Origin of the sequence: Pseudomonas sp. Choline-02u-1 (assembly GCF_002836515.1) — a bacterium.
GTDB lineage: Bacteria > Pseudomonadota > Gammaproteobacteria > Pseudomonadales > Pseudomonadaceae > Aquipseudomonas.
On record NZ_PJBC01000019.1, the window covers coordinates 1 to 23167 of the forward strand.

13 protein-coding genes, 1 rRNA gene and 2 pseudogenes are annotated in these 23167 nt (G+C 60.2%); 12 read left to right on the plus strand and 4 right to left on the minus strand.

Translation table 11 applies throughout. The features are described 5' to 3' along the window. Nucleotides 1-4784: pseudogene (locus CXF97_RS13600) on the plus strand (LapA family giant adhesin); the annotation flags it as partial. Between the two features lie 149 nt (nucleotides 4785-4933). Then, nucleotides 4934-5272 (plus strand): tryptophan synthase subunit beta, encoded by a 339-nt coding sequence (locus tag CXF97_RS13605; protein ID WP_101158976.1) that lies wholly within the window; start codon nucleotides 4934-4936, stop codon nucleotides 5270-5272. A gap of 140 nt (nucleotides 5273-5412) precedes the next feature. On the opposite strand, the gene lapD is transcribed toward CXF97_RS13605, so the two are convergent. Both lapD and lapG read right to left on the minus strand, forming a co-directional pair. After that, nucleotides 5413-7359 (minus strand): cyclic di-GMP receptor LapD, encoded by a 1947-nt coding sequence (gene lapD, locus CXF97_RS13610; protein WP_101158978.1) that lies wholly within the window; start codon nucleotides 7357-7359, stop codon nucleotides 5413-5415. A gap of 14 nt (nucleotides 7360-7373) precedes the next feature. Further along, nucleotides 7374-8066 (minus strand): cysteine protease LapG, encoded by a 693-nt coding sequence (gene lapG / locus CXF97_RS13615; RefSeq protein WP_101158980.1) that lies wholly within the window; start codon nucleotides 8064-8066, stop codon nucleotides 7374-7376. Between the two features lie 196 nt (nucleotides 8067-8262). On the opposite strand from lapG, the gene CXF97_RS13620 reads away from it, so the two are divergent. The 5 genes from CXF97_RS13620 (at nucleotide 8263) to CXF97_RS13640 (ending at nucleotide 15241) form a co-directional block, all read left to right on the plus strand. Next, nucleotides 8263-8973 carry a GntR family transcriptional regulator gene (locus CXF97_RS13620; RefSeq protein ID WP_101158982.1) on the plus strand — a complete coding sequence of 237 codons (711 nt, stop codon included), beginning with the start codon at nucleotides 8263-8265 and terminating at the stop codon, nucleotides 8971-8973. 675 nt (nucleotides 8974-9648) lie between these two features. Then, on the plus strand, nucleotides 9649-10422 hold the full coding sequence (locus CXF97_RS13625) for a DUF3050 domain-containing protein (protein WP_371918381.1): 774 nt from the start codon (nucleotides 9649-9651) through the stop codon (nucleotides 10420-10422). Continuing rightward, on the plus strand, nucleotides 10419-11348 hold the full coding sequence (locus CXF97_RS13630; protein ID WP_101158985.1) for a diiron oxygenase: 930 nt from the start codon (nucleotides 10419-10421) through the stop codon (nucleotides 11346-11348). The genes CXF97_RS13625 and CXF97_RS13630 overlap by 4 nt, the downstream gene beginning before the upstream one ends. A gap of 10 nt (nucleotides 11349-11358) precedes the next feature. Next, complete coding sequence (locus tag CXF97_RS13635; RefSeq protein ID WP_101158987.1) at nucleotides 11359-14751, plus strand: amino acid adenylation domain-containing protein; 3393 nt, start codon at nucleotides 11359-11361, stop codon at nucleotides 14749-14751. Between the two features lie 22 nt (nucleotides 14752-14773). Beyond that, nucleotides 14774-15241 (plus strand): SRPBCC family protein, encoded by a 468-nt coding sequence (locus CXF97_RS13640; RefSeq protein WP_101158989.1) that lies wholly within the window; start codon nucleotides 14774-14776, stop codon nucleotides 15239-15241. Nucleotides 15242-15367: 126 nt separating this feature from the next. Here the strand turns inward: CXF97_RS13640 and CXF97_RS13645 are convergent. Further along, nucleotides 15368-17248, minus strand: a pseudogene (locus CXF97_RS13645) (methyl-accepting chemotaxis protein). Here CXF97_RS13645 and CXF97_RS28010 point away from each other — a divergent pair. From CXF97_RS28010 to CXF97_RS13665, 5 genes are all read left to right on the plus strand, one after another. After that, the gene (locus CXF97_RS28010; RefSeq protein WP_157830888.1) at nucleotides 17228-17407 is read left to right on the plus strand and encodes a hypothetical protein; all 180 of its coding nucleotides are present in this window, start codon (nucleotides 17228-17230) and stop codon (nucleotides 17405-17407) included. The pseudogene CXF97_RS13645 and the gene CXF97_RS28010 sit on opposite strands and share 21 nt — an antisense overlap. A gap of 150 nt (nucleotides 17408-17557) precedes the next feature. Beyond that, the gene (locus tag CXF97_RS13650) at nucleotides 17558-18058 is read left to right on the plus strand and encodes a sigma-70 family RNA polymerase sigma factor (protein ID WP_101158991.1); all 501 of its coding nucleotides are present in this window, start codon (nucleotides 17558-17560) and stop codon (nucleotides 18056-18058) included. After that, a complete protein-coding gene (locus CXF97_RS13655) occupies nucleotides 18058-19059 on the plus strand; it encodes a FecR domain-containing protein (protein WP_101158993.1) in 1002 nt (333 codons plus the stop codon). Before CXF97_RS13650 ends, CXF97_RS13655 begins: the two co-directional genes overlap by 1 nt. Before the next feature lie 86 nt (nucleotides 19060-19145). Further along, complete coding sequence (locus tag CXF97_RS13660; RefSeq protein ID WP_101158995.1) at nucleotides 19146-21650, plus strand: TonB-dependent siderophore receptor; 2505 nt, start codon at nucleotides 19146-19148, stop codon at nucleotides 21648-21650. 75 nt (nucleotides 21651-21725) lie between these two features. Continuing rightward, complete coding sequence (locus CXF97_RS13665) at nucleotides 21726-22904, plus strand: PepSY domain-containing protein (protein ID WP_101158997.1); 1179 nt, start codon at nucleotides 21726-21728, stop codon at nucleotides 22902-22904. Between the two features lie 66 nt (nucleotides 22905-22970). On the opposite strand, the gene rrf is transcribed toward CXF97_RS13665, so the two are convergent. Beyond that, a 5S ribosomal RNA gene (rrf, locus tag CXF97_RS13670) occupies nucleotides 22971-23086 on the minus strand. Nucleotides 23087-23167 lie beyond the last annotated feature (81 nt).

Below are 23167 nucleotides of genomic sequence, written 5' to 3' on the forward strand. Positions count from 1 at the left end.
CGGTCGGTCAAACTACTGGCACTGCAACCGCTGTTGCTCAGAACGATGCGCTGACTGGCAATGCGCCGATCACCAACTCGATCACTGGCGTAACCGGAGGCAACTTCGAAGATCTGGTGGCGGACAAAACTCCAGTTTCGACTTCTGTCACCGACGTTGCCGACACCACCAATCTGTCGCTGAGTGCGACCGGTTCCGTGGCCGAAGGTGGTCAGATCACCTACACCGCGACATTGACCAACGCCGCCGGCACACCAGTGACCGTAACGCTGAGCAATGGCGCAACGATCACCATCGAGGCCGGCAAAACCACCGGCACCGCCACCGTTGCTGCACCGACCGATGACGTCTACAAAGACTCCGGTTCCGTGCAAGCCACGATCAAAACTGCGACCGGTGGCAATTTCGAAAACCTGGTGCCGAGCACCACGCCAGCAGTGACCAGCGTCACCGACACCATCGACACCACCACCGTAAAACTGAGCGCAACCGCCACAGCGGCCGAAGGCGGCAACGTCGTCTACACCGCAACCGTCGGCGCACCCGTCACCGGTTCGCCAGTTGTCGTGACGTTGGCCAACGGCCAGAACATCACCATCGCCGTCGGCCAGACCACCGGCACGGTAACTGCCGTCGCACCGAACGATGCGCTGACGGGTAACGCTCCGCTGACCAACTCGATTACTAACGTAACCGGCGGTAATTTCGAAAATCTCATCGCCGACAAGACCCCGGTCAGCACCACCGTGACCGATACCGTCGACACCACCAACCTGTCGCTCAGCGCGACCGGCTCGGTAGCCGAAGGTGGCCAGATCACCTACACCGCGACTCTGAGCAACGCCGCCGGCTCGCCAGTCACCGTGACCTTGTCGAACGGCGCTGTGATCACCATCAAGGCAGGCGAAACCAGCGGCGCCGTGAACGTTTCAGCGCCAGCAGACGACGTCTACAAAGACGCCGGCTCGGTCCAGGCAACGATCAAAACCGCGACCGGCGGTAACTTCGAAAATCTGGTACCGAGCACCACGCCCGCGGTGACCACTGTTACCGACACCGTCGACACCACCACCGTCAGCATCACTGGCAGCAGCTCGGTGACCGAAGGCCAGACCGCCAGCTACACCGTCAGCCTCAATCATCCGGCGCAGACCGAAGTGACGCTGAAAATCGTCTACAGCGGCACCGCTGCCGACGGTTCGGACTTCACCGGCGTGTACACCGTGAAGATCCCGGCGGGCGCCAGCAGCGCGCAATTCAATGTCGCCACCCTCGATGACAAAATCACCGAAGGCACCGAGAACTTCGTGGTCAAGATCGATTCGGCCACCGGCGGCAACTTCGAGAACCTCGCGGTCAGCGGCACCAATGGCAGCGTCAGCACCTCGATCATCGACAACGATGCGCCACCGGTGCTCGATCTGGACGCCAACAACTCCAGCGGTGCGACCGGTGCCGATTACAAAGTGACGTTCACCGAGAACACCCCGGGCGCCGGCGTGTCGATCGCTGACACCGACCTCAGCATCACCGACCCGGACAGCACGATGCTGGCCGGTGCCACCGTGGTGCTGACCAACCGTCAGGACGGCGATGCGCTGAATCTGGGCAACAGCGTCAACGGCATCATCATCAATGCCAACAGCACCAACGGCACGGTGACCCTGACGCTCTCGGGTAACGCGACCCTGGCCGACTACATGCAGGCCATCAAGAACATCAGCTTCACCAACAGCAGCGAAAACCCGAGCACCGTGCCGCGCATCATCACCGTGACCGTGACCGATGGCGGCAACTACTCGAACACCGCGACGACCACGGTCAACGTGGTGGCGGTCAACGATGCACCGGTCGCTGCGCCGAGCAATGTCACCGGCCCCGAAGACACGCCGCTGGTACTCGGCTGGTCGACCTTCGGTGTCAGCGATGTCGACAGCCCGGCGAGCAGCCTCGGTATCAAGATCACTCAACTGCCGGGCGAGGGCAAACTGCAGTATCTGGACGGCTCGACCTGGAAGGATGTTGCCAACAACCAGACCTTCAGCAAGGCCGACATCGACGCCGGCAAGCTGCGTTTCCTGCCGGATGCCAACGAGTCGGGGGCCGACGGTTATGGCGGCACCGGTCTGGGCAACAATCAGTCGGATTACGCACAGATCAGCTTCCAGCCTACCGATGGCCAGGTGCTGGGCAGCACCGGCACGGTGAAGATCGACATCACGCCAGTGGCGGATGCGCCGACCGTGGCCGTGGCCGACAACAGCGTTAAATCCACTGGCCTGATCAAGGAAGTCTGGACCGGTCTGTCGGGCCTGGGCACTGACGGCAGCGGCGCCAACTCGACCACCCTGAAAAACGTCATCGACGCGGCCGGCAAACCGAACTCCAGCACTGGCGTCACCAACGTGCAGTCTGACGGCAGCGTGGCCGCCGGTACGGCGTCGAAGACCTCTGGCCTGATCTATCTGGAAGCCGGCAAGACCTACAGCTTCAGCGGCATCGCCGATGACAGCCTGCTGATCACCATCGGCGGCAAGAGCGTGGCTTCCGGGACCTGGGGCGCGGGCGGTGCGATCAACGGTTCGTTCACCCCGACCACCAGCGGTTACTACACCCTCGACATCTACCACCACAACCAGAGCGGCCCGGGCAGCTATGACGTCAATCTGTCGGTCAATGGCAGCACGCCGATCGACCTGAGCAACGCCGGCGTGCCGATCTACACCGGTGTGCAGGATCTGATCAACTCGGGCGTCACCGTCTCCGATCTGCACGGCGCCAATGGCGAAGGCTATTACGACGGCTACAAGCTCAACACCGGCGCCGAGGGCACCACGGTGAAACTCTCGGCGATCAGCACCGCGCTGACCGACACCGACGGCTCGGAAACCCTGAGCGTGAAGATCAGCGGCGCACCGGTCGGTTCGGTGCTCAGCGATGGCGCGGGTCATACCTTCACCGTTAGCGCGAGCAATGGCGAAGCCAATGTCACCGGCTGGAACCTCGGTTCTCTGACCGTGACCCCGCCGACCTACTACAACGGCCAGTTCAATCTCACCGTAACCTCGACGTCCACCGAGCAGGTCGGCGGCTCGGCGAGCAGCACCGCGACCATTCCGGTCACGGTAGTGCCTGCGGTGTACAACGCAGTCACCGCCACCTCGGGTGACGACAACGTCACCGGCACCGACGCCAACGACATCATCGTCGCTGATATCGGCGGCCTGACCGTGGTGCCGGGCACCAACTACAACATTGCGTTCATGGTCGACAGCTCGGGCAGCATGAGCACCTCATCGCTGAACGCTGCGAAAGACTCGCTGACCTCGGTGTTCAACAGCCTCAAGCAAAGCCTGGGCGGCAGCAACTCGGGCACGGTGAACATCTTCCTGGTGGACTTCGACACCCAGGTCAATAAATCGGTGTCGGTGAATCTCAACGACCCGAACGCGCTCACGTTGCTCAAAGCCGTACTCAATTCGATGGGCTCCGGCGGCGGTACCAACTACGAGGACGTGTTCAAGACCACGGCTAACTGGTTCCAGAGTGCCGACGCCGTGGCCAACACCGGGGCGAAGAACCTCACGTACTTCATCACCGACGGCCAGCCGACTTACTACCAGAGCGGCGAGCAGACCAACCCGACCCTGTATGGCAACGTGAAACTCGACAGCGTGGTGAACACCAGCAACTACAAGCAGGGCGACGCGTTCAGCACCTATATCGACAACACGCATTACCTGACCATCAATAGCGCCGGTAGCGTTGTGCTGCAAACCTACAGTTCGTGGTGGGGCTGGAGCAGCGAGACTCTGGGCACGATCCATGCGCAGGGCGACGGCACTTATGAGTTGTCGAGCCTGGCGGGTACCGGCAACAGCACCAACTCGTACACGACCAGTAACTCGACCAGTGGCTTTGCCTTGCTGAGCGGTCTGTCGAATGTCGAAGCCATCGGCCTGAACAGTGGCGTCAGTCTCAACGACCTCAAGCCGTACGATTCGGACAAAACGCCGCAAACCAATATCGATCCGAAAGACCTGGCCAACTCGATCATCGGTCACACCGAAGCCACGATGCCGGGTAACGACACCGTCAACGGTGGCGACGGCAATGACATCCTGTTCGGCGATCTGGTCAGCTTCAACGGCATTGCCGGCGAGGGTTACCAGGCGATGCAGGCGTTCGTCGCCAAGGAAACCGGCGTCGACGTCAGCAAAGTCAGCACCAGCAACGTGCACCAGTACATCACCGAGCACTATCAGACGTTCGATGTGTCCGGCGCGCACGATGGCAACGACACGCTGCTCGGTGGCGCAGGCAATGACATCCTGTTCGGCTCGGGCGGCACCGACCTGCTCGACGGCGGCAAGGGCAATGACATCCTGCTCGGCGGCACCGGCAACGACACGCTGATCGGCGGTCAGGGCAACGACATCCTCATCGGTGGTTCAGGTGGCGACACCTTCGTCTGGAAATCGGGCGATACCGGTAACGATGTGATCAAGGATTTCAAAGCCAGCGAAGGCGACCGCATCGACCTGCGCGACCTGTTGCAAGGCGAGACCGGCAGCACGATCGACAACTTCCTGAAGATCACCACAGTCGATGGCACGTCGTCGCTGCAAGTCAGCTCGGCGGGCAAATTCAACTCAGGCGATGCCGCTGCGGCAACGCCGGACGTGACGATCAAACTGGAAGGCAACAACTGGGCGAGCGCCAACCTGCACAACCTGATTGCCGGCAGCGATCCGACCATCAAGGTCGATCACAACAACAGCTGAGGCTGAAACCAAAACGGCCGCCTCCGATGAGGCGGCCGTCGCGTTTGCGGGCAATGCAGCGGTGACGATTTCATCGTCGAGCCGCATACTGGCGCGCAGTTGGCTATGCTGCTGACAGCATGACGCTGTTCATTTGTGAGGGATGCTCAATGTTTTACGTGCAACGCGATGCGCAGGGCCAGTTGATTCGCGTGGAAGCTGCGGCGTACGCAGAGGCTACGGAAACGCTGCCCGCCGACCACCATGAAATTCAGGCGTGGTACGCCAACGAAGCCGTGGAAAACAGCCTTAAACAGCTCAAGCAGAGCGACTTTGAAATGATTCGGGTACTCGACGACCTGATTCAGGTGCTGACCCAGAAAGGCGTGATCCGCGTCACCGACCTGCCGGCGGCGGCCCAGGCCAAACTGATGGACCGAACCCAGGCGCGGGAAGCGCTGGGCGGGTTGAGCCAGTTGATCGATGAGGATGAGGGTGGGTTGATCTGATTTCGCTGCAGTGATCGTTCCCACGCTCCGCGTGGAAATGCATCAAGGGACGCTATGCGTTCCAGCCACACCGCTCAAACATCGTTGTGACGCAGAGCGTCACGGGCTGCATTCCCACGCAGAGCGTGGGAACGATCAGGTCAGGCCCAGGGCTTCGGCTCACCGAGCAACTGTCCCTGCACGCCATACAAGCCCATCTCGCGAATCACCGACAACTCCCCTTCAGTCTCGACCCGTTCGGCAATCAGCGGCAGATCGATGCTGTGCGCTGCGCGCTGGATCGCTTCGATGAACAGGCGCTTGTCGCTTTCCTGATCGATCGCGCGGATGTAGCTGCCATCGATCTTCAAGTACGCCAGACCCAACCGCGCCAGGTTGCCGATCATGCTGAAGCGCCCGCCGAAGCGCTGCAGGCTCAGCGAGAAACCGAGCTCGCGCAGGCGTCGGGTCAACTGCTCCAGCACCGCCTGTTCAGGCAATTGCTCCTCGCCGATTTCCAGGGTAAGGCGTGCACCGAGATCGGAATGCGCGCGGAGAATCTCGAAGACTTTGTTCAATGCCTGCGGATCAGCCAGCGTTGCCGAGGAAAGGTTCAGCGCCAGCGAATCTTCGTGCTCTTGCATTTGTTCCAGCACGCGCTCGAGCATCAGGCGATCGAGCCGCGCCGTCCAGCCGAAGCGCTCCAGCCACGGCAGAAAGCGCCCGGCGGGAATGGTCTGGCCCTGCTCGTCGAGCAGGCGCGACAGCACCTTGTAGTGCAGCACCAGTTGCGTGTCCTGCGCAGCGACCACCGGTTGGAAGTACAACTCGAAACGCTGCTGACTCAAGGCCTGGTCCAGCAGTCGATGCCAGGCGTGGTGATCGTCGCCGACCTCCGCCACCAGACTCTGGTCAATGCACGCCCAGTTTTGCTCGCCCTGCCCTTCAGCCTGCGCCAAAGCCTGATCGCCCAACGTCAACACCGCTTGCGGGGAGTCACCGTGCGCAAACGGCGCCAGCCCGATACACGCCACCGCCGGCACATCGGTCGCGCCAGTGGCATGCAGGCTGCTCAACGCATTGTCCAGATTCTGCGCCAACTGCAACGCTTCTTCACGCACCAGCCCGGGTGCGAGTACGGCGAATTCACCGCCGCGAATACGCGTGACCAGATCCTGGGTTTGTGGATATCGGGAGCATTCGCGGGTCAGTTGCTCACCGACGGCCTTGAGCAACTGGTCGGTACGCTGGCCGCCGAGACGCTGGTTGAGGCCGGCCAGATCCTTGACCCGCAACAGCAACAGATAACCGGAACTGGCCTGCTCCGGATTGCTTACCCGGTCATTCAGTTGCATCTCGAAATAGCGGCGGTTGGCCAAGCCGGTGAGGTTGTCCTGATAGGATTCGGTGCGCAGTTTTTCGCTGCGCTCGGCCTGCTCCTGAAACAGCGTCTTGAGCTTCTCGACCATCTGATTCATCGCCTGCACCACGCGACGCAACTCAGGTGTGCGCGGCAGATCCGGCAGGCTGAGAAACTCGCGGCGGGCGATGGCGTGGGACTGCTGGACCATGTAATCGAGAGGCTTCAACTGCCGACGCAGCAACAGCGCGCCGAGCACCGCGCTCAATGCGCCGCAGATCAGCAACCAGCCAAGGCTGCCCAGCGCGCTCTGCCACAGCTTGGCCACGGCGAACATCGGGTGGCTGACCACTTCGACCCGCGCGGCCTGTTCCCAGCCTCGGCTGACCAGCGCATCACCACCGGCCGGCTCGAGGCCGATCAGTTTGACGAACCAGTCGGGCACGTTGCTCACCGCCGGGGCGCCGGTACGCTCGACGATGGTTTGATCGGTCTTCACGTCGACCACGCGGATGCTTGCGTAATAACCGCTGTCGAAAATCGAACTGACCAGCAGCTCGACCATCGCCGGGTCGTCGATATTCGGCGTCAGCGACAAGGCCAGCGCGGTGGCGGCGTCCTGCGCGTGGGAACGCAACTGGTTGACGTACTGGGTGCGCGAGCTCTCCAGGCTGACCATGAAGCTGCCGGTGAAGGCCACGACCAGGAACAGACAGATAGCGATCAACAGCTGTTTGAACAAAGACATCTGAGCGCGTGCTCCTAGTTAGTCGTCTCGACCGGGAAACCTTCGGCCTGCATTTTCTTCAGCACATCCTGCCAGCGCGACAGGCGTTTGGTGTCGCCGACCTTCTTGTTGCCCTTGGCGCCCGGCAAATACAGACCTTCGGCATTGAAAGAGTAGACCGGCAGCAAATCGGTCCGCTGCGACGCCGGCTGGATCGGATCAATCAGGCTGTCGAGCACCAGCGGCATGGCATCGGGGGTCGCATAGTACGTCAACACCATGTGCGCGCGGTTCTGGCGCAATGCCTTGACGTAGGTGATGCGCAGCTTGTCACTGGAAACTCCGAGGTGGCGCAGGCTGAAATACTTGGCGATGGCATAGTCTTCGCAGTCGCCAGCGCCCTTCCACAGCGCCTCGATCGGGGTTTCCCAATAATCCACTTCGCGCCACAGATCGATGTCTTCGACATAGCGCACCTGCTTGTTGAAGAACAGATTCACAACTTTGAGCTTGTCCATCTCACTCGCCTGCTTTTGCGTGGCCAGCAGATTCTGCCAGGCATCGATGCGCTGCTGCCCGGCGCCCAGTGGGCCGTAAAGGGCAGATGCCTTGCGGCTGATCGCGGAAAAATCCCAATCGGCGTGCAGACCGCCCAGCATGACGCCGGCCAGCAGCAATGCGCAGCCAAGCCAGCGCAAGGTCCGAGGGATCGCGAAACGTACCGCCACAGCAGGTTTCCAGAAGGACAAGAAGGAAGCGTTTGATGGTGAAGCTTAGTCCGTTAAAAAACAATGGCACCGTGAGATCATCGAAGACGCGCTAGACTCAGCATTGCAGCGCCACGCTCTGCCAGGTTTGACAACCCGTAGACCAATCACTAGTGTCATTTGGATCCAAATATTGCGACCTGCAGAGTGTGTCGTCGTGACTCAGAAGCCCAAACCGCTGCACAGCATCAAAGTCGAAGGACCGATTCCTGCGCATCTGGCCCGGTCGGTGATTGAAGAAACCCTGCGCTCGGCCATTCTCGATGGACGCCTGCCTTGCGGTACTGCGCTGCGCCAGCAGGATCTGGCCGATCTGTTCGGGGTCAGCCGCATGCCGGTGCGTGAAGCCTTGCGCCAGCTCGAAGCGCAGGAGCTGCTCAGCGTCACCACGCACAAAGGCGCCGTGGTCGCACCGCTGATCCAGGGTGATGCCGCCGAAACCTACGAGTTGCGCATTCTGCTCGAATCCGAGGCATTGCGGCAGTCGATTCCGTTGCTGACCGACGCCGAGCATCAACTCGCCGCCAGCTATATCGACGAGCTGGAAGCGCAGCACGATTACAACGAAATCGGCCGCCTCAACCGTCTGTTCCACATGGCCCTGTACAGCAAGGCGCCCAACCAGCGACTGCTGCGTCTGGTCGAAGACGGCCTGAATGAAGAAGAACGCTTCCTGCGTTTCAATCTCGAAGCCATGGGCCTGGGCAAGCTGTCTCAGGACGACCATCGCGCCATGCATCAGGCCGTGGCCGAACGGGACATCCCGCGTTCAATCGAACTGCTGGAGCAACACCTCAACCGTGGCGTCGAGGTGATCACCCGCTACCTCGCGACTTCCGCTGCGCAGAAGCGCCATACCGCACGCTGATATCTCAAAGTTCGAATAATCCCCTTACAAATCTTCGCGCCCGCTCTGCCGCCCGCTCTGGCAGCGGATCGGCCTGCGCGCGACTGCCCGCCTCGCCCTGCCCCACGCATTGTTCCTCCATGCCAATGACCAATCGGTAATAGCCGTAACGGCAATTTACCCGCACTCTTCCAGCGCCAAACCCTATAGAACGGAGACACGCCGCCCTGACGGCAAAGTCCCCGCAACAGGAACCTACGGAAGGAGCCTTGTCACGGGAAACAGGAAGTCATGGCGCCAGTCCCGGCCAACTTTCGCCCCCTTTGAATTCAATCAATCCCCTTGTTTAAAAGTTGCTTCGAGTGAGGCATTCACTCTTGTTATCAATTTTGGCCGCTATTAGCCGAAAGGAGCAACTTCGCCCAAATAAAACTTGCCAAGAAAGTTTTATCGGTAACTTTCATATCTATAAAACAGCCAACTTTTAATAACTGAAAAATAACTTGTTAATTGCATTTGCCCTGTATTAGCTTTCTCTCGCCAGGTTTGAGATTCGCTGTCCAGCCCGGCACACCTCACGCAGCAAACATGGCGCCGCAACAGCGCATTGCCCGGACAACTTCTGCCGAACTTGCTCGACCGTTTGCAGCAGCGGAAAGAACCGTGCATTTCATATCAATGATAAAGGACATCATGATGCCTATTAAGCAGCAACTCGCCCTGAAGAAAGCCGAACTGAGTATTCACCCGATCTTTTCCGAGATTACTTCGTTATCGGTATTACGCCGTTTCATGGAAACCCATGTATTTGCCGTCTGGGACTTCATGTCGCTGACCAAACGCCTGCAACAGGAACTGACCTGCACGCGGTTACCCTGGTTGCCGCCGCGCGATCCTCATGCGGCGCGGTTGATCAACGAGATCGTGCTGGGCGAGGAATCGGATGATCGCCTCGATGTCGGCCATTACAGCCACTTCGAGTTGTACCTGGATGCGATGCGCGAAATCGGCGCGAGCACCACGGCGGTGGAGCGTTTCGTCACGTTGCAGCAGGGAGGCGTGAGCTACGACGTCGCGCTGCAAAGCGTCGATGTCGACCCGGCGGCGGCGCAGTTTGTCCGCGATACCCTGCGCATTGCCCTCGAGGCGCCGGGACACAGCGTCGCCGCCGCGTTTCTGCACGGTCGCGAAAGCGTTATCCCGACCATGTTCCAGCGCATCCTTGACGATTGGGGCATCGGCATCGAACAGGCACCGACCTTTCGCTACTACCTGCAACGGCACATCGAAGTCGATTCCGAAGACCACGGCCCCGCCGCCGAGCAATTGCTGCAACGGCTGGTGGACGGCGATCCGCAGCGCGAAGCTGAAGTCTATGCCAGCGCCATCGCCGCCGTGGAAAGCCGCATCGCCCTGTGGAACGGGCTGCGCCTGAGCATGGGCGCAGAAGTTGCCGAGGTGGCCCAATGAACGCCGCCGACTATCAATCCTTCGCCGAGGCCTGGGAAAGCCGCGCGACCATCCGTACCCGTCCCCGGCGGTTGCTCGAAGACGATCAGCGCCTGATCTACCCGCTGAGCCGCCAGCCGCTGGTGCTCAGCGAAACCTTCCAGCGTGAATGCCCGCAGCAACGTGACTTCGCCCTGGTGCAGACGTTGTACAAATTCATCAACGATGTAGTGATATTCGAAACCGAAATCGTCGACAAGACCGCCCGCAGCATTGCCAAGAATCGCTTCGCCGTGGCCTTCCCGTTCGCCTGTCGCTACGACGCGATGACGGTCGTGGTCGATGAGGATTACCACGCGCTGGTGGCCATGGATTTCATGCAGCAAACCGTCGCGCTGACCGGTATCGAACCGATCCCGTTGCCCGACGAAATCGAACTGAGCCGGGCGATTCCCGCCGCTGTTGCGCTGGCGCCGGCACACCTGCGCAGCGCGGTGGAATTGATCTGCGTGGCGATCGCCGAAAACACCGTGACCGGCGACGTTGCAGCGTTCGCTCGCGATGACTCGGTCAAGCCGTCGATCAAAGGCCTGATGGCCGACCACTTGCTCGACGAGGGTCGCCATTCCAGTTTCTGGGCGCGGATGGTGCGCATCTATTGGCACACCGCCAACGACGCGGATCGCCAGACCATTGCGCAGATTCTGCCGGTGTTCATCGGCCATTACCTGACCAACGACATCCAGAAGTCCTTCGATTTGCGCCTGATCGAGGCTCTGCCGGTCAGCGAAACCACGCGGCGCTCACTGCGCGAGGAGATCGCTGGATTGGCCTTCCCGATCAATCGCCATCACCCGCTGGTGGGCAACATCGTCAGGTTTTTCCACAACAGCGCGCTGCTCGACACACCGTGCGTGCAGCACGCCTTGCGCGACTACCTGGCTTGAGGAGGCCGACATGAGACGTCTCGACATTTTGCTCACCGGCGCCAGCCAGGCGATGACCGACCTGGCCGGGGAACTCGAACAACACGGCCATGCAGTGTCCCGCAGCGGTGCGACACGAGCGGCGATGGATCTGATCATCGACGATGGTTTTATCGCTGCCGGCGACCTCTGCGCCATTCCACACTTGCACCTGCGCCTGGGTGTCGCCGCGCAGGACCATGGCGGCCTGCCGACCCTCGATCTGTTGTGCTTCCTCGGCTCGTCGCTGATCAGCCGCACACCGATCGGCGATGAGCCGTCCGGCAACGGCCAGTCCTTACGCCAGCGAACGCTCGCCCATGTGGTCGACGAAGTGGCGTTGCTGGTCAGCCGCTTTTCCCGCGATGGCGACTATTTGCGCCATGCCCCGGCACTGATCGCGCCGGATTTCGAACGGCTGGAAGATTTGCTGTTTGTCGACAAGCTGGCTTACGTCCACCGCCTCAACGACACGGCGAACCCGGCGCTGCTGCAACAAGCGCAGACCCCGTTGATCGAGCGCCTGCAACAGAGCCTGACCGAGCATGCCGCACGACCGGCACTGCACCTCGGCGGGCAGTCCATCAGCTACCGCCAGCTGCACGCCCACAGCCGCGCGATTCAGCAGCGACTGCTGCCCTTGCTTGAGCAACATCCGCAGCCGTGGGTGATCGGTGTCTGCCAGAGCAAAAGCCCGGCGCTGTTCGCTTCGATTCTGGCGATTCTCGGCAGCGGCGCGGTGTACTTGCCGCTGGAGCCGAGTCATCCGCTGCAACGGCAGCAATTCATCCTGGAAAACGCCGGCGCTGTTGTGCTGCTCCACGATGGCCAGCAGGCGCTCGGCGAATCGGTAGCGGGACTGGATGTCAGTGGCATTGAGGCCACGGACACCGCCCTCGATCGACCGCTGATGCTGCACCGCTCGGAACTCGACGCGCCGTGCATGGCGCTTTACACCTCGGGCACCACCGGGCATCCGAAAGGCGTGCTGCTGAGCCAGGCCAACCTCGCCCACTTCACCGCGTGGTACGCCGACTACGTGCAGTTGCGCGCCGAGAGTCGGGTGTTGCAGTTCTCGTCGCTGAGCTTCGATTCATCGCTGATCGACATCTTCCCCAGTCTGCTCGCCGGCGCTGAACTGGTGGTGCCCGACGACACCCAGCGCCGCGATCCTTTGCAATTGGTTGCGCTGATTCGCCGTCGGCAACTGACCCACGCCTTCCTGCCGCCGGCGCTGTTGAGCATCCTGGCGCTGGAGCAACTGGAGTGCGTGCAGGTGATGACCGGCGGTGATGTCTGCGAGCCGTTCGTCATCGAGCAACTGACCCGTCAAGGCACCCTGCACAACCTCTACGGCCCGACCGAAGCCACCGTGCTGATCACCGCGCGCCAGCTCAAACCGGGCGACAGCAACCGCATGCTGGGAGGGCCGATCGCCAATAGTCAGGTGCTGATTCTCGACGATGATCTGCAACCGGTGCCCGATCAAACCGTCGGCGAATTATTCATCGTGGGACCCGGTGTCTGCCTCGGTTACCTGAACAATCGGCAGCTGACCGCCGAGCGTTATCTGACCCTGTCGCTGCCCGACGGCGAGACCTTGCGCGCCTACCGCAGCGGCGACATGGCCAGGTGGGGCGAGCACGGTATCGAATTGTGCGGGCGGCGCGACAATCAGGTGAAAATCCGTGGCTTTCGCGTCGAGCCGGAAGAGATCGAACGCTGCCTGCGTGAGAGCCGCTTGTATCGGCAGATCGCCGTGGTCATCGACAGCCAGCGGCGCATTCTGGCGTTCCTCGCCCAGCCACAGACCGAGACTGCCCGAGACGAACTGAGAGACCACGCCCGGCAGTTTCTGCCGGACTACATGCAAACCGTGGCATGGACCGAACTGGCGCAGATGCCGTTCGCCAGCAACGGCAAAATCGATCGCAAGGCGCTGTTGACACTGCCGGTGACGGTGCAGGACAGCGCTGCGAAATGCCTGCCGGCGAACGCCGACGAAGCACTGCTGCTGGAGATCTGGGCCGAGTTGCTGGATCTGCCGACCAATGAAATTTCCACCGACGAAAGCTTCTTCAATCTCGGCGGCCATTCGATTCTGCTGTCGCGGATGTTGCTGCGCTTGCGTGAGGAATTCGGCCGGAGCATTTCGATCAACCGCTTCATCGAACAGCCGACGATCAGCAAACTGGCGACGCTGGTGCGCGGCACCGATGACAGCGCCGTGCTCAGCGCCCAGGCCATGGTCGACGCCGAGCGCGCGCTGGACATCGAAGCGCTGCCGATCAGCCGCATGGGTGATGTGCACAAGATCATCGTCACCGGTGCCAACAGTTTTGTCGGCGTGCACATCGTCCAGGCGCTGCTCGGTTGGGGCGCCAGCGAGGTGGCCTGCCTGGTGCGCGCCGGCGGCGGGCAAACGGCGGCGCAACGCTTCGCTCAGGCATTGCGTGAAAACCGTCTGGAGCACCTGGATTTCAGCCGGGTGCGAGTCTACGCGGCGGACATCAGTCAACCGCAACTGGGCCTCACTGATGACGATTATCAGCGCCTGGATCGCGAGTTCGGCGCGCTGGTGCACAACGCCGCCAACGTCAACCACGTACTCGATTACGAGTCGCTGGCAGCGGACAACGTCGAGCCGATCTTTGCACTGCTCAAACTGTGCGAAGGGCAACGCAAGAAGGTCTTCAACTTCGTCTCGACTCTATCGGCATCCAGCACCGTGGACGCCGCCGGTCGAGTGCTTGAGCTGCCCGCCGCCACGACGCCGCCGATCTACATTCGCAACGGCTACAACCTGTCGAAGTGGGTCGGCGAACGCCTCCTCGAACGGGCGCGCGAGCGCGGTGTGCGGGTCAATCTGTATCGCCCCGGCAACATAAGTTTCAACAGCCTCAGCGGCGTTTGTCAGCCGCACAAAAACCGTTTGATGCTGATGCTCAAAGGCTCGATCCAGCTCGGTCAGGTGCCAGCCTTTGCGCTGAATTTCGACCTGATGCCGGTGGACTTTCTCGCCCGCTTCATCGCCTTCCATGCCAGCCGTTATTCGCCGGAACGAGCGGTGTTCAACCTGCACAACCCCGAGCCGCTGAGCTGGGATGCCTACGTCGCTTCGTTCCGCGAAACCGGTAGCGAGTTTTCGCTGGTCAGCGTTGCCCACTGGCAACAGCAACTGAATCGGGTCGACGCTGACAACGCGCTGTTCGGCGTGCTCGGTTTCTACCTCAACGGCTTTGAAGAAGACATCGGCGACATCTCCCTGATCGGCCACGCCAACGCTGCGGCCGGCGTGCAGCAGATGGGCGCGCACTACCCGCAAAAATCCCCGGCGCTGCTACGTCGCGGCTGCGACTACCTGAAAGAAATCAACTTCCTCTGACTCATCAACAAGGAGCCACACCATGAGCAATCTGCAACCCGACACCTTGATCAAAAATCCGCAAGGCTGCCACGTTCTGTCGTCGGTCGACGTGCCGGCGGATGCGGCAAAAGTCTGGGCCGTAGTGGGCGATTTCGCCGGTTTCGATCGCTTCATTCCGGCGCTGTCGCACACCGAAATGACCGGCGAAGGCGTGTCCTCGCTGCGCAAGAAAATCTTCAAGGACGGCAACGTCGTGGTCGAGCAGCTCAACGCCCGCGATGAACAGGCGCGACGCATGACCTGGACGACGATTTACAACACGTTGGGGGTGGCGAACCTGTGGGCGGCGATGCAGGTGGAATCGCTGAGTGAAGGGAAATCCCGGGCGACCTGGACGATCATCGCTGAACCCGTTACGGGCGGGGAAGGGGCGTTGCCGGGGTTCAAGGATTTTGTGCAGGGGTTTGCCGATGATGCGATGGGCAATGTGCTGAAGCTGTTTGTCTAAGGCTTCGGCTTTGCGGTGATTGTCAGACCGCTTTCGCGAGCAGGCTCGCTCCCACAGGGAAATGCATTCCAACTGTGGGAGCGAGCCTGCTCGCGAAGAACGATAACGCGGTCTCCAATCTGAAAATCAGATTTTGAAGCTGTCGACCAACTGCTTCAACCGGTTCGCCTGCTGCGACAACGCGTCACAATCCTTCAACGTTTCGTTGAGGTTGGCCACGCTCTGCTGGTTCAACAGGTTGATCTGGTTGACGTCGACATTGAGGGTTTCCACCACCGCAGTCTGCTCTTCAGTCGCAGCGGCAACCGACTGGTTCATGCCATCGATTTCGCCAATGCGCCGGGTCACGCTGACCAGACGCAAACCGGCCTGATTCGCCACTTCCACACTTTGCTCGCTGGACGCCTGGCTGGCGTTCATCGTGCTGACTGCTTCACGCGAACCGACCTGCAGCGAGGTGATCATCTTGTGGATTTCCTCCGCCGATTCCTGGGTGCGATGGGCGAGGTTGCGTACCTCATCGGCGACCACAGCAAAACCGCGTCCGGCTTCACCGGCACGCGCGGCCTCGATGGCAGCGTTGAGCGCCAGCAAGTTGGTCTGCTGCGAGATGCCTTTGATCACATCGAGAATGTGGCCGATGTTGTCGGTGCTGGCGTTCAAGGTCTCGATTTGCGTGCACGACAGGCTGATCTTCTGCGACAGCTCGGTCATCGCCTGAATGGTTTGCTCAACCACCTGCCGACCGTCGTCTGCCTGCTCGGAAGCACCGCTGGCATGCTGCGAAGCGTCCGCCGCGTTGCGCGCGATCTCCTGAGTGGCGGCGCCCAATTCGTTGATCGCTGCAGCGACACTGTTGGTGCGCGCACTTTGCTCGTCGGAACCGATGATCGAAGCGTTGGATGAAGCCATCACACGTTGTGACAAGTCATGCACGTGGCGGGTCGCCGAAGACACTTCGGAAATCGAAGCGTGAATGCGCTCGACAAACTGGTTGAACGCACTGCCCAACTCACCGAATTCATCTTTGCTCTCGACTTCCAGACGCCGGGTCAGATCGCCCTCGCCCTGAGCGATGTCTTTCATCGCGCGACCCATGGTGGTCAGCGGACGCATCAACACATTGATCAACAGGCTAAGCAGCAACGCAATAGCCGAGACCGCGACGAACATGGCGATCAACGCCGAAGTGCGGAATTGGCTCAGTGCGGCGTAGGCCTTGTCGCGATCGATCGACAGACCGATGTACCACTGCGCATTCGGCAGATCGCTGACCGGCGTGAACGAAAGAATGCGCTCCTGGCCGTTGAGCACGACGTTCTGGTTGCCCTTCTCAATGCGCACGCTGGTGTTCGGGTAAATGTCCTTGAGGTTTTTCATCACCTGGTCTTTGTCCGGGCTGACGATCACTTGGCCGTCACCGCTGACCAGAAACGCATGGCCGAGGCCACCGAAGTCCACCGAGTTGATGATCTTTACCAGGGTTTCCAGACTCAGGTCGCCGCCGACCACACCGAGCAGTTCACCGTCCTTCTTCACCGGCATGGCAATGGTCACCACCAGGCCACCGACCGCCGCCATGTACGGCGGCGTCAGCATGGTTTTGTCGGCGGCCACTGCCTGCTTGTACCAAGGGCGCTGACGCGGATCGTAACCGTCCGGCATCTTGGCATCGGGGCGCTAGGTGAAGACACCGTTGGCCTGCCCGACGTAGGTGAACTGAAAATTCGACGTGAACGCCGGCTGATCCACCAGCCCGGGGAAATCGGCGTTCCTGCCTTGATGGGCAACGTTTTGCGCGAGGTTTTCCAGCACCAGAATCCGCCCGCTCATCCAGTTCTGCACACTGCTGGCGGTGAGGTCACCGGCCTGCTGCACGGAGGACTGCAGGTTCTGGCGAATGGTGTTTCGCTGCAGATAGTCGTTGTAGAGCGTGAACAACGCGAACGCCAGGACGACGACGCCCGAAGCGGCCAGGAGAATTTTATGGCTGAACTTGAGATTCATTTCAGAGGACTTCTTATGCCAAAAGTGGGGATGCGTTCCGATGCAACATTCCATGTACAGCGCAGGCAGCGTTCTTCTGGCCGCTCTACTTTGGTGCACGCATTTCTCACCAGTCTGTCGGCCAGCGGCGGAGAAATCTTAGGGCCGCGTAAGAAATGAACGCGTTTTGTAGAGGATTCCCGCCGAACGGCGTGCCAGAGCGGCTGCGACCAAATATTTCCTAGCTGCACCGGAGCGACAGTTGCAAAATCGGTGACCCTTGATGACAATGCGACTAATTATCATTTGTGACGTTCGGGCTGGCGTGTCATGTCTTCACCTGAGTTGGTCGTACAGGCGCTTTACGGTAGTCACCACGGCTGGCTCAACGCCTGGCTGCGCGCAAGGCTGGGCAACGCGGCGGATGCTGCTGATCTGGCGCAGGACACTTTCCTGCGACTTCTGCAACGCACCGAACGCCTCGAACTGAAAGCGCCCCGCGCTTTCCTGCGGACCATCGCGCGCGGCTTGGTGATCGATCATTGGCGCCGCGAGGAAATCGCGCGGGCTTATCTGGAAACGATTGCGCATTTACCCGAAGGCGAAGTTCCTGACGCCGAATCGCGAGCATTGGTGCTGGAACTGCTGGAGAGCATCGCGCGCATGCTTGAGGGATTGAAGCCGAAAGTGCGTCAGGCGTTTCTCTTAGCGCAGTGCGAAGGGTTAACGCACAAACAGATCGCCGATCAACTGGCCATATCAGTACGCTCCGTGGAACGCTACGTCGCCGATGCGCTGTATCACTGTTACGTGTTGCGGTACGAAAGCTGATGCCTGTGGATAACCTAACGCTCGGTCGCCGTGTCGAACCACGACAACAAGTGGTCAGGCAAGCGATTCACTGGCTGCTGCGGCTGCGCAACAATCACGGCAACCCCCGGCTTACTCACCAATGCGAGCAGTGGCGCGCCGAGCACCACGAGCACGAACTGGCTTGGCAGCGGGTGCAGTCGCTGCAAGCCGAATTGAGCAGTAACCTGCGCGCCGTGCCGGGTGCGCAGGTCGCTTTCAACACCCTGGAAAACAGTGCACAGCGATTGCACCGTCGCCAAGCCATAAAGCTGCTGTCCGGCGCACTGTTGATAGGGTCCGCCGCGTGGCTGGCCAAGGACTCGGCTGCCTGGCAGCAATGGAGCGCCGACTACGCGACGGCGACCGGCGAACGGCGCGGTTTCCAGTTGCCCGACGGCACGCGGATCGAACTCAACACCGCCAGCGCCGTTGACCTGCATTACACCGCGCAGCAGCGCCTGATCAAACTGACTCGCGGCGAGATCATCGTTACCTGCGGCGGCTCGGACGAAGGCGCGGCGACCGATCGACCACTGCGCGTTCAGAATCGTCACGGGATTTATGAGCCATTCGATGCGCGTTTCATTCTGCGCCAGGACGATCAGTGCACGCGGCTCAGCGTCACGCGTGGCCGGGTTGTCGTTCACGCTGGCGGTCATTCGCTCGAAGCGCTCGCCGGGCAGAGTGTCCTCGTTGATCCAACGGGCTTGCGCGCAGCGCCGACGCTAGATATGGATGCCGGCGCCTGGCTCGACGGCTTGATTGTCACGCGCAATATGCGGCTGGGCGACTTTCTTGTCGAAGTCGCCCGCTATCGCCCGGGTTTGCTCAATTGTGCGGCGAATATCGCAGACTTGCGCCTCTCCGGAGTGTTCCGTCTGGAGGACACCGACAGGCTGCTGGCGGTCCTGCCGCAGACGCTACCGGTGCAACTGCGCTATCGCACTCGCTGGTGGGTGACGCTCGAGCGCGCGGTGTGAAATTTTTTGGCGGGTTTTTCCAGGCAGTCCGGCTTAGTCGGTAAGCACTTCAACTCAGCCTTCGCGACTGCCTACGGAAAACCACAATGACTGTCCGCGCCATTTGTAAGAATTCTCTGAATTTCACTGCCGAATCGGCACCGCTACGCCAAGCAGTTCGGGCAGCACTGCTGTCCACCGCGTTGGGCGTCAGCGTATTACCAAACCTGAGTCTGGCCGCCAGCACTGCCGACACTGAGATCAGCCACCGCTACAACATCGCGGCCGGGCCATTGGCTGAGGCATTAAATCAGTTTGCCCGGCAGGCCGGCATCACTTTGGCGATGACGCCGCAACAGACACAAGGTCAGCAATCGCCGGGCGTACAAGGTGAATATTCAACCGATCAGGCCTTGAGCCATTTGCTCGGGGGCTCCGGACTGCAAGCCGTCAGCCAGGACGGCAGCAGTTACATCCTGCGTCCAGTTGCCGAAAGCGAAGCACTGGCCTTGCCGACCACTGACATCAAAGGCTTCGCCCTCGGCAACGCGCTGGGCAGCATGGCCGGCTACAACGCCACGCACAGCCAGATCGCCACCAAGACCAGTACCGCCCTGCTGGAAACTTCGCAAAGCGTATCCGTGGTGACGCGCGAACAAATGGATGACCAGGGCTCGCAAACCGTCTCGCAAGCGATGCGCTACACCCCGGGCGTGCTGACCAACCCGTATGGCGCCACGCACCGTTACGACTACGTGGCGATGCGCGGTTTCAACGACGGCTCGGTGGACAACATCTACCTCGACGGCCTCAAGTCGATGGGTGACAGCGGCACCTACAGCACGATGCAGGTCGATCCGTATTTCCTCGAACGCGTGGACATTCTCAAAGGCCCGTCATCCGTGCTTTACGGTCGCAGCTCGCCCGGCGGTCTGGTCGCGCTGACCAGCAAAAAGCCGTTGTACGAGGCTTACCATCAGGTACAGGCCACAGTGGGCACACAAGGCCAGCGTGGGGTTGGTTTTGACTTCAGCGGCCCGGTCGATGACGACAAGCGTATTGCCTATCGTCTGACCGGATTGAGCGATCAGTCCGACACGCAGTTCGACCACAACAAGGAAAAACGCTTCGCCCTCGCGCCGACGTTGAGCATCGATTTCAGTGAAGATACCTCGCTGACCCTGCAGGCCTATCTGCAACACGATCCGGACGGCGGCTACCACGGCGGTGTTCCGGCGGACGGCACGATCCATCAGCGCAATGGCGACCGCATCTCGCCGCGATTCTTCGAGGGCGAGCCGGGGGTAGACGGCTACTCCCGTGACCAGCAATCGTTCGGCTATCAGTTCGAACATCGCTTCAACGACGTCTTCACGGCACGGCAGAACTTCCGTTATCTCGATTCCAAAGTGAACATGGATCAGGTCTACGCCTATGGCTGGACCACCCCGACCAGCAATGAACTGAACCGTTATTACACCGGCGGTGATGAGCGCCTGCATGCGTTCATCGTCGACAACATGCTGCAGGCCGAATTCTTCACCGGCGCGACCAAGCACACAGTCCTGATGGGCGCGGATTATCAACGGCGCAAAACCGTGGTCGACTGGACCAGCGGTGGCCTCGCGCCGATTAATGCGTTCAATCCGGTGTACGGCAACTCGGCGATCGAGATGTACGGCGAGACCAGCTATCTGCGTCGTCTGGAGCAGACCGGCGTGTACCTGCAAGACCTGATCGAGATGGACAAATGGCGCTTCTCGCTGGGCCTGCGTCAGGATTGGGTCGAGACATCCGACGAAAACCGCATCGCCGAAGCCGGGCGTCCTGTCGGTACAGAGATCAATGATCGACGCACCAAACTCACTGGGCGCGCCGGCGCGCTGTACTTGTTCGATAACGGTCTGGCGCCGTATATCAGCTACTCCGAGTCATTCAACCCGAACTCTTATGCCGACAGCGCCGGTAACCCACTCGCTCCCACCGATGGCACGCAGTGGGAAGTTGGTTTGAAGTATCAGCCGCCGGGGACCGACAACCTGTTCACCGCCTCGCTGTTCCGTATCGACCAGGAGAATCTCGCGACCAAACTGCCGCAGGAGAACTTCTATCGCGCGGTCGGCGCCGTGCGCTCGCAAGGTCTGGAGCTGGAAGCGCACATGCAACTGACCGACAACTTCAAAGTGCTCGGCAGTTACACCTTCACTGATATCGAATACTCCAAATCGATGATCAGCACCTTGAGCACGCCGGCCGATGTAATCGAGAACAAAGGCAACTCACCGACTCAGGCGCCTCGACACATGGCCTCACTGTGGGCCGATTACAAGTTCGACACTGCTGCACTCGATGGGCTGCGATTGGGCGGTGGGGTGCGCTATGTCGGCTACAGCTGGGCCGATGCCGAGAACACGATGAAGGTGCCGTCTTACACGTTGTTCGACGCCTCGATTGGTTATGACTTGGGCAAGGTTGGCTTGAAAGGTGTGGATATACGGCTCAATGCAAACAACCTGACCAATGAATCCTATGTCGCGTCCTGCGCCAGTCTGAACTTCTGCTACATGGGCGAAGAACGCAACGTAGCGGCGACCGTCAGCTATCAGTTCTAAAGCCATGTCCTGTGCATAAAAAAGCCAGCCCCTGGTGTCAGGGGCTGGCTTTGTCGTTTCTTTGGGGTCTTTTGTATGCGCGCATTTCTGGTTTTGTTGCATCGTTATATTGGCTTGGCCACTGCGGTGTTTCTGTTGCTGGCGGGCCTTACAGGCAGTGTGCTGGCGTTCAATCACGAACTGGATGAATGGCTGAATCCGCAATTCTACGAGGCGACATCAGTGGGTGAGCGCCTGCCACCCGGTGCGTTAGTGGATGCGGTGCAGTCTGCACATCCGAAACTGCAAGTCTGGTACATGGAGTATCCGCATGAGACGGGGCATACGGCGCTGCTGGCGACCGTTCCGCGTAACGATCCAGCGACGGGGCAACCGTTCGATGAACGCAATCAAGTGTTCTATCTGGACCCGGTGAGTGCGGAGCAGAAAGGCGCTCGTTACTGGGGCGAGTGCTGTTTTCAACGGGAGAACTTCATCCCGTTCATTCTGGAGTTTCACTACAACCTGGCGTTGCCCGGTAACTGGGGATTGCTGTTGATGGGCCTGGTGGCCATCGCGTGGGTAATCGACTGCTTTGTCGCGTTGTGGCTGACCTTGCCGCGCGGCAATCCATTCTGGAAGAAATGGGCTGTTGCGTGGAAAGTGAAAGGCGGGCATGCGTACCGCTTGAACTACGACCTGCATCGCGCCGGTGGATTGTGGCTGTGGCTACTGCTATTACCGATCGCCGTCAGCAGCGTGGCAATGAACTTGCCGAGCCAGGTGTTCAAACCTGCTGTATCGCTGTTTTCGCCTATCGAGCCAAGCGTTTATGAAGCCAGAGGGCGAATGCCCGCCGATGAACTGGGGACGACACAGTTAAGTTATCAACAGGCGTACGAGAGGGCATTGCAGGAAGGGAAACGGTTAGGTCTGACGGCGGCAATCGGCGAGTTGTATTACAGCTTCGAGTACAACTTCTACGGCGCAGGGTTTGGACAGCACGATACGGACGCACATGGCAAATCCTGGTTGTTCTTTCACGGTACCGATGGCCGATTATTGGGACAGGAGATCGCGGGACAGGGCACGCTCGGAGAGCAGTTCTATCGACTCCAGTTGCCGATACATGGGGGACGGATCATCGGGGTGACAGGGCAGGTAATGATCGCGGTACTGGGTGTGTTGATTGCGGGGTTATCAGGGACGGGAGTTTATATCTGGTGGCGCAAGTGGCGGGCAAGACGCAGCAGCAAGAGTCGCAGAACGGCCTGATCTTTCGTACACGCTTAAATGACAAAACCCCTGTCTGCGTGAGCAGACAGGGGTTTCGGAATTCAATCTTGACGATGACCTACTCTCACATGGGGAAACCCCACACTACCATCGGCGATACATCGTTTCACTGCTGAGTTCGGGATGGGATCAGGTGGTTCCAATGTTCTATGGTCGTCAAGAAATTCTTTATCTGGCCCGTCAACACGGTAACAAGCCAGCAAAAACAGGAACTTCTACTAAAACAAAACCCCAACTGCTTT

Coding starts and splice junctions, on each gene's coding strand:
- CXF97_RS13605 (WP_101158976.1), top strand. CDS start 4,934: ATGTTTTACGTGCAACGCGATGCGCAGGGCCAGTTGATTCGCGTGGAA.
- lapD (WP_101158978.1), bottom strand. CDS start 7,359: ATGTCTTTGTTCAAACAGCTGTTGATCGCTATCTGTCTGTTCCTGGTC.
- CXF97_RS13625 (WP_371918381.1), top strand. CDS start 9,649: ATGCCTATTAAGCAGCAACTCGCCCTGAAGAAAGCCGAACTGAGTATT.
- CXF97_RS13630 (WP_101158985.1), top strand. CDS start 10,419: ATGAACGCCGCCGACTATCAATCCTTCGCCGAGGCCTGGGAAAGCCGC.
- CXF97_RS13635 (WP_101158987.1), top strand. CDS start 11,359: ATGAGACGTCTCGACATTTTGCTCACCGGCGCCAGCCAGGCGATGACC.
- CXF97_RS13640 (WP_101158989.1), top strand. CDS start 14,774: ATGAGCAATCTGCAACCCGACACCTTGATCAAAAATCCGCAAGGCTGC.
- CXF97_RS28010 (WP_157830888.1), top strand. CDS start 17,228: ATGGCTGAACTTGAGATTCATTTCAGAGGACTTCTTATGCCAAAAGTG.
- CXF97_RS13650 (WP_101158991.1), top strand. CDS start 17,558: ATGTCTTCACCTGAGTTGGTCGTACAGGCGCTTTACGGTAGTCACCAC.
- CXF97_RS13655 (WP_101158993.1), top strand. CDS start 18,058: ATGCCTGTGGATAACCTAACGCTCGGTCGCCGTGTCGAACCACGACAA.
- CXF97_RS13660 (WP_101158995.1), top strand. CDS start 19,146: ATGACTGTCCGCGCCATTTGTAAGAATTCTCTGAATTTCACTGCCGAA.
- CXF97_RS13665 (WP_101158997.1), top strand. CDS start 21,726: ATGCGCGCATTTCTGGTTTTGTTGCATCGTTATATTGGCTTGGCCACT.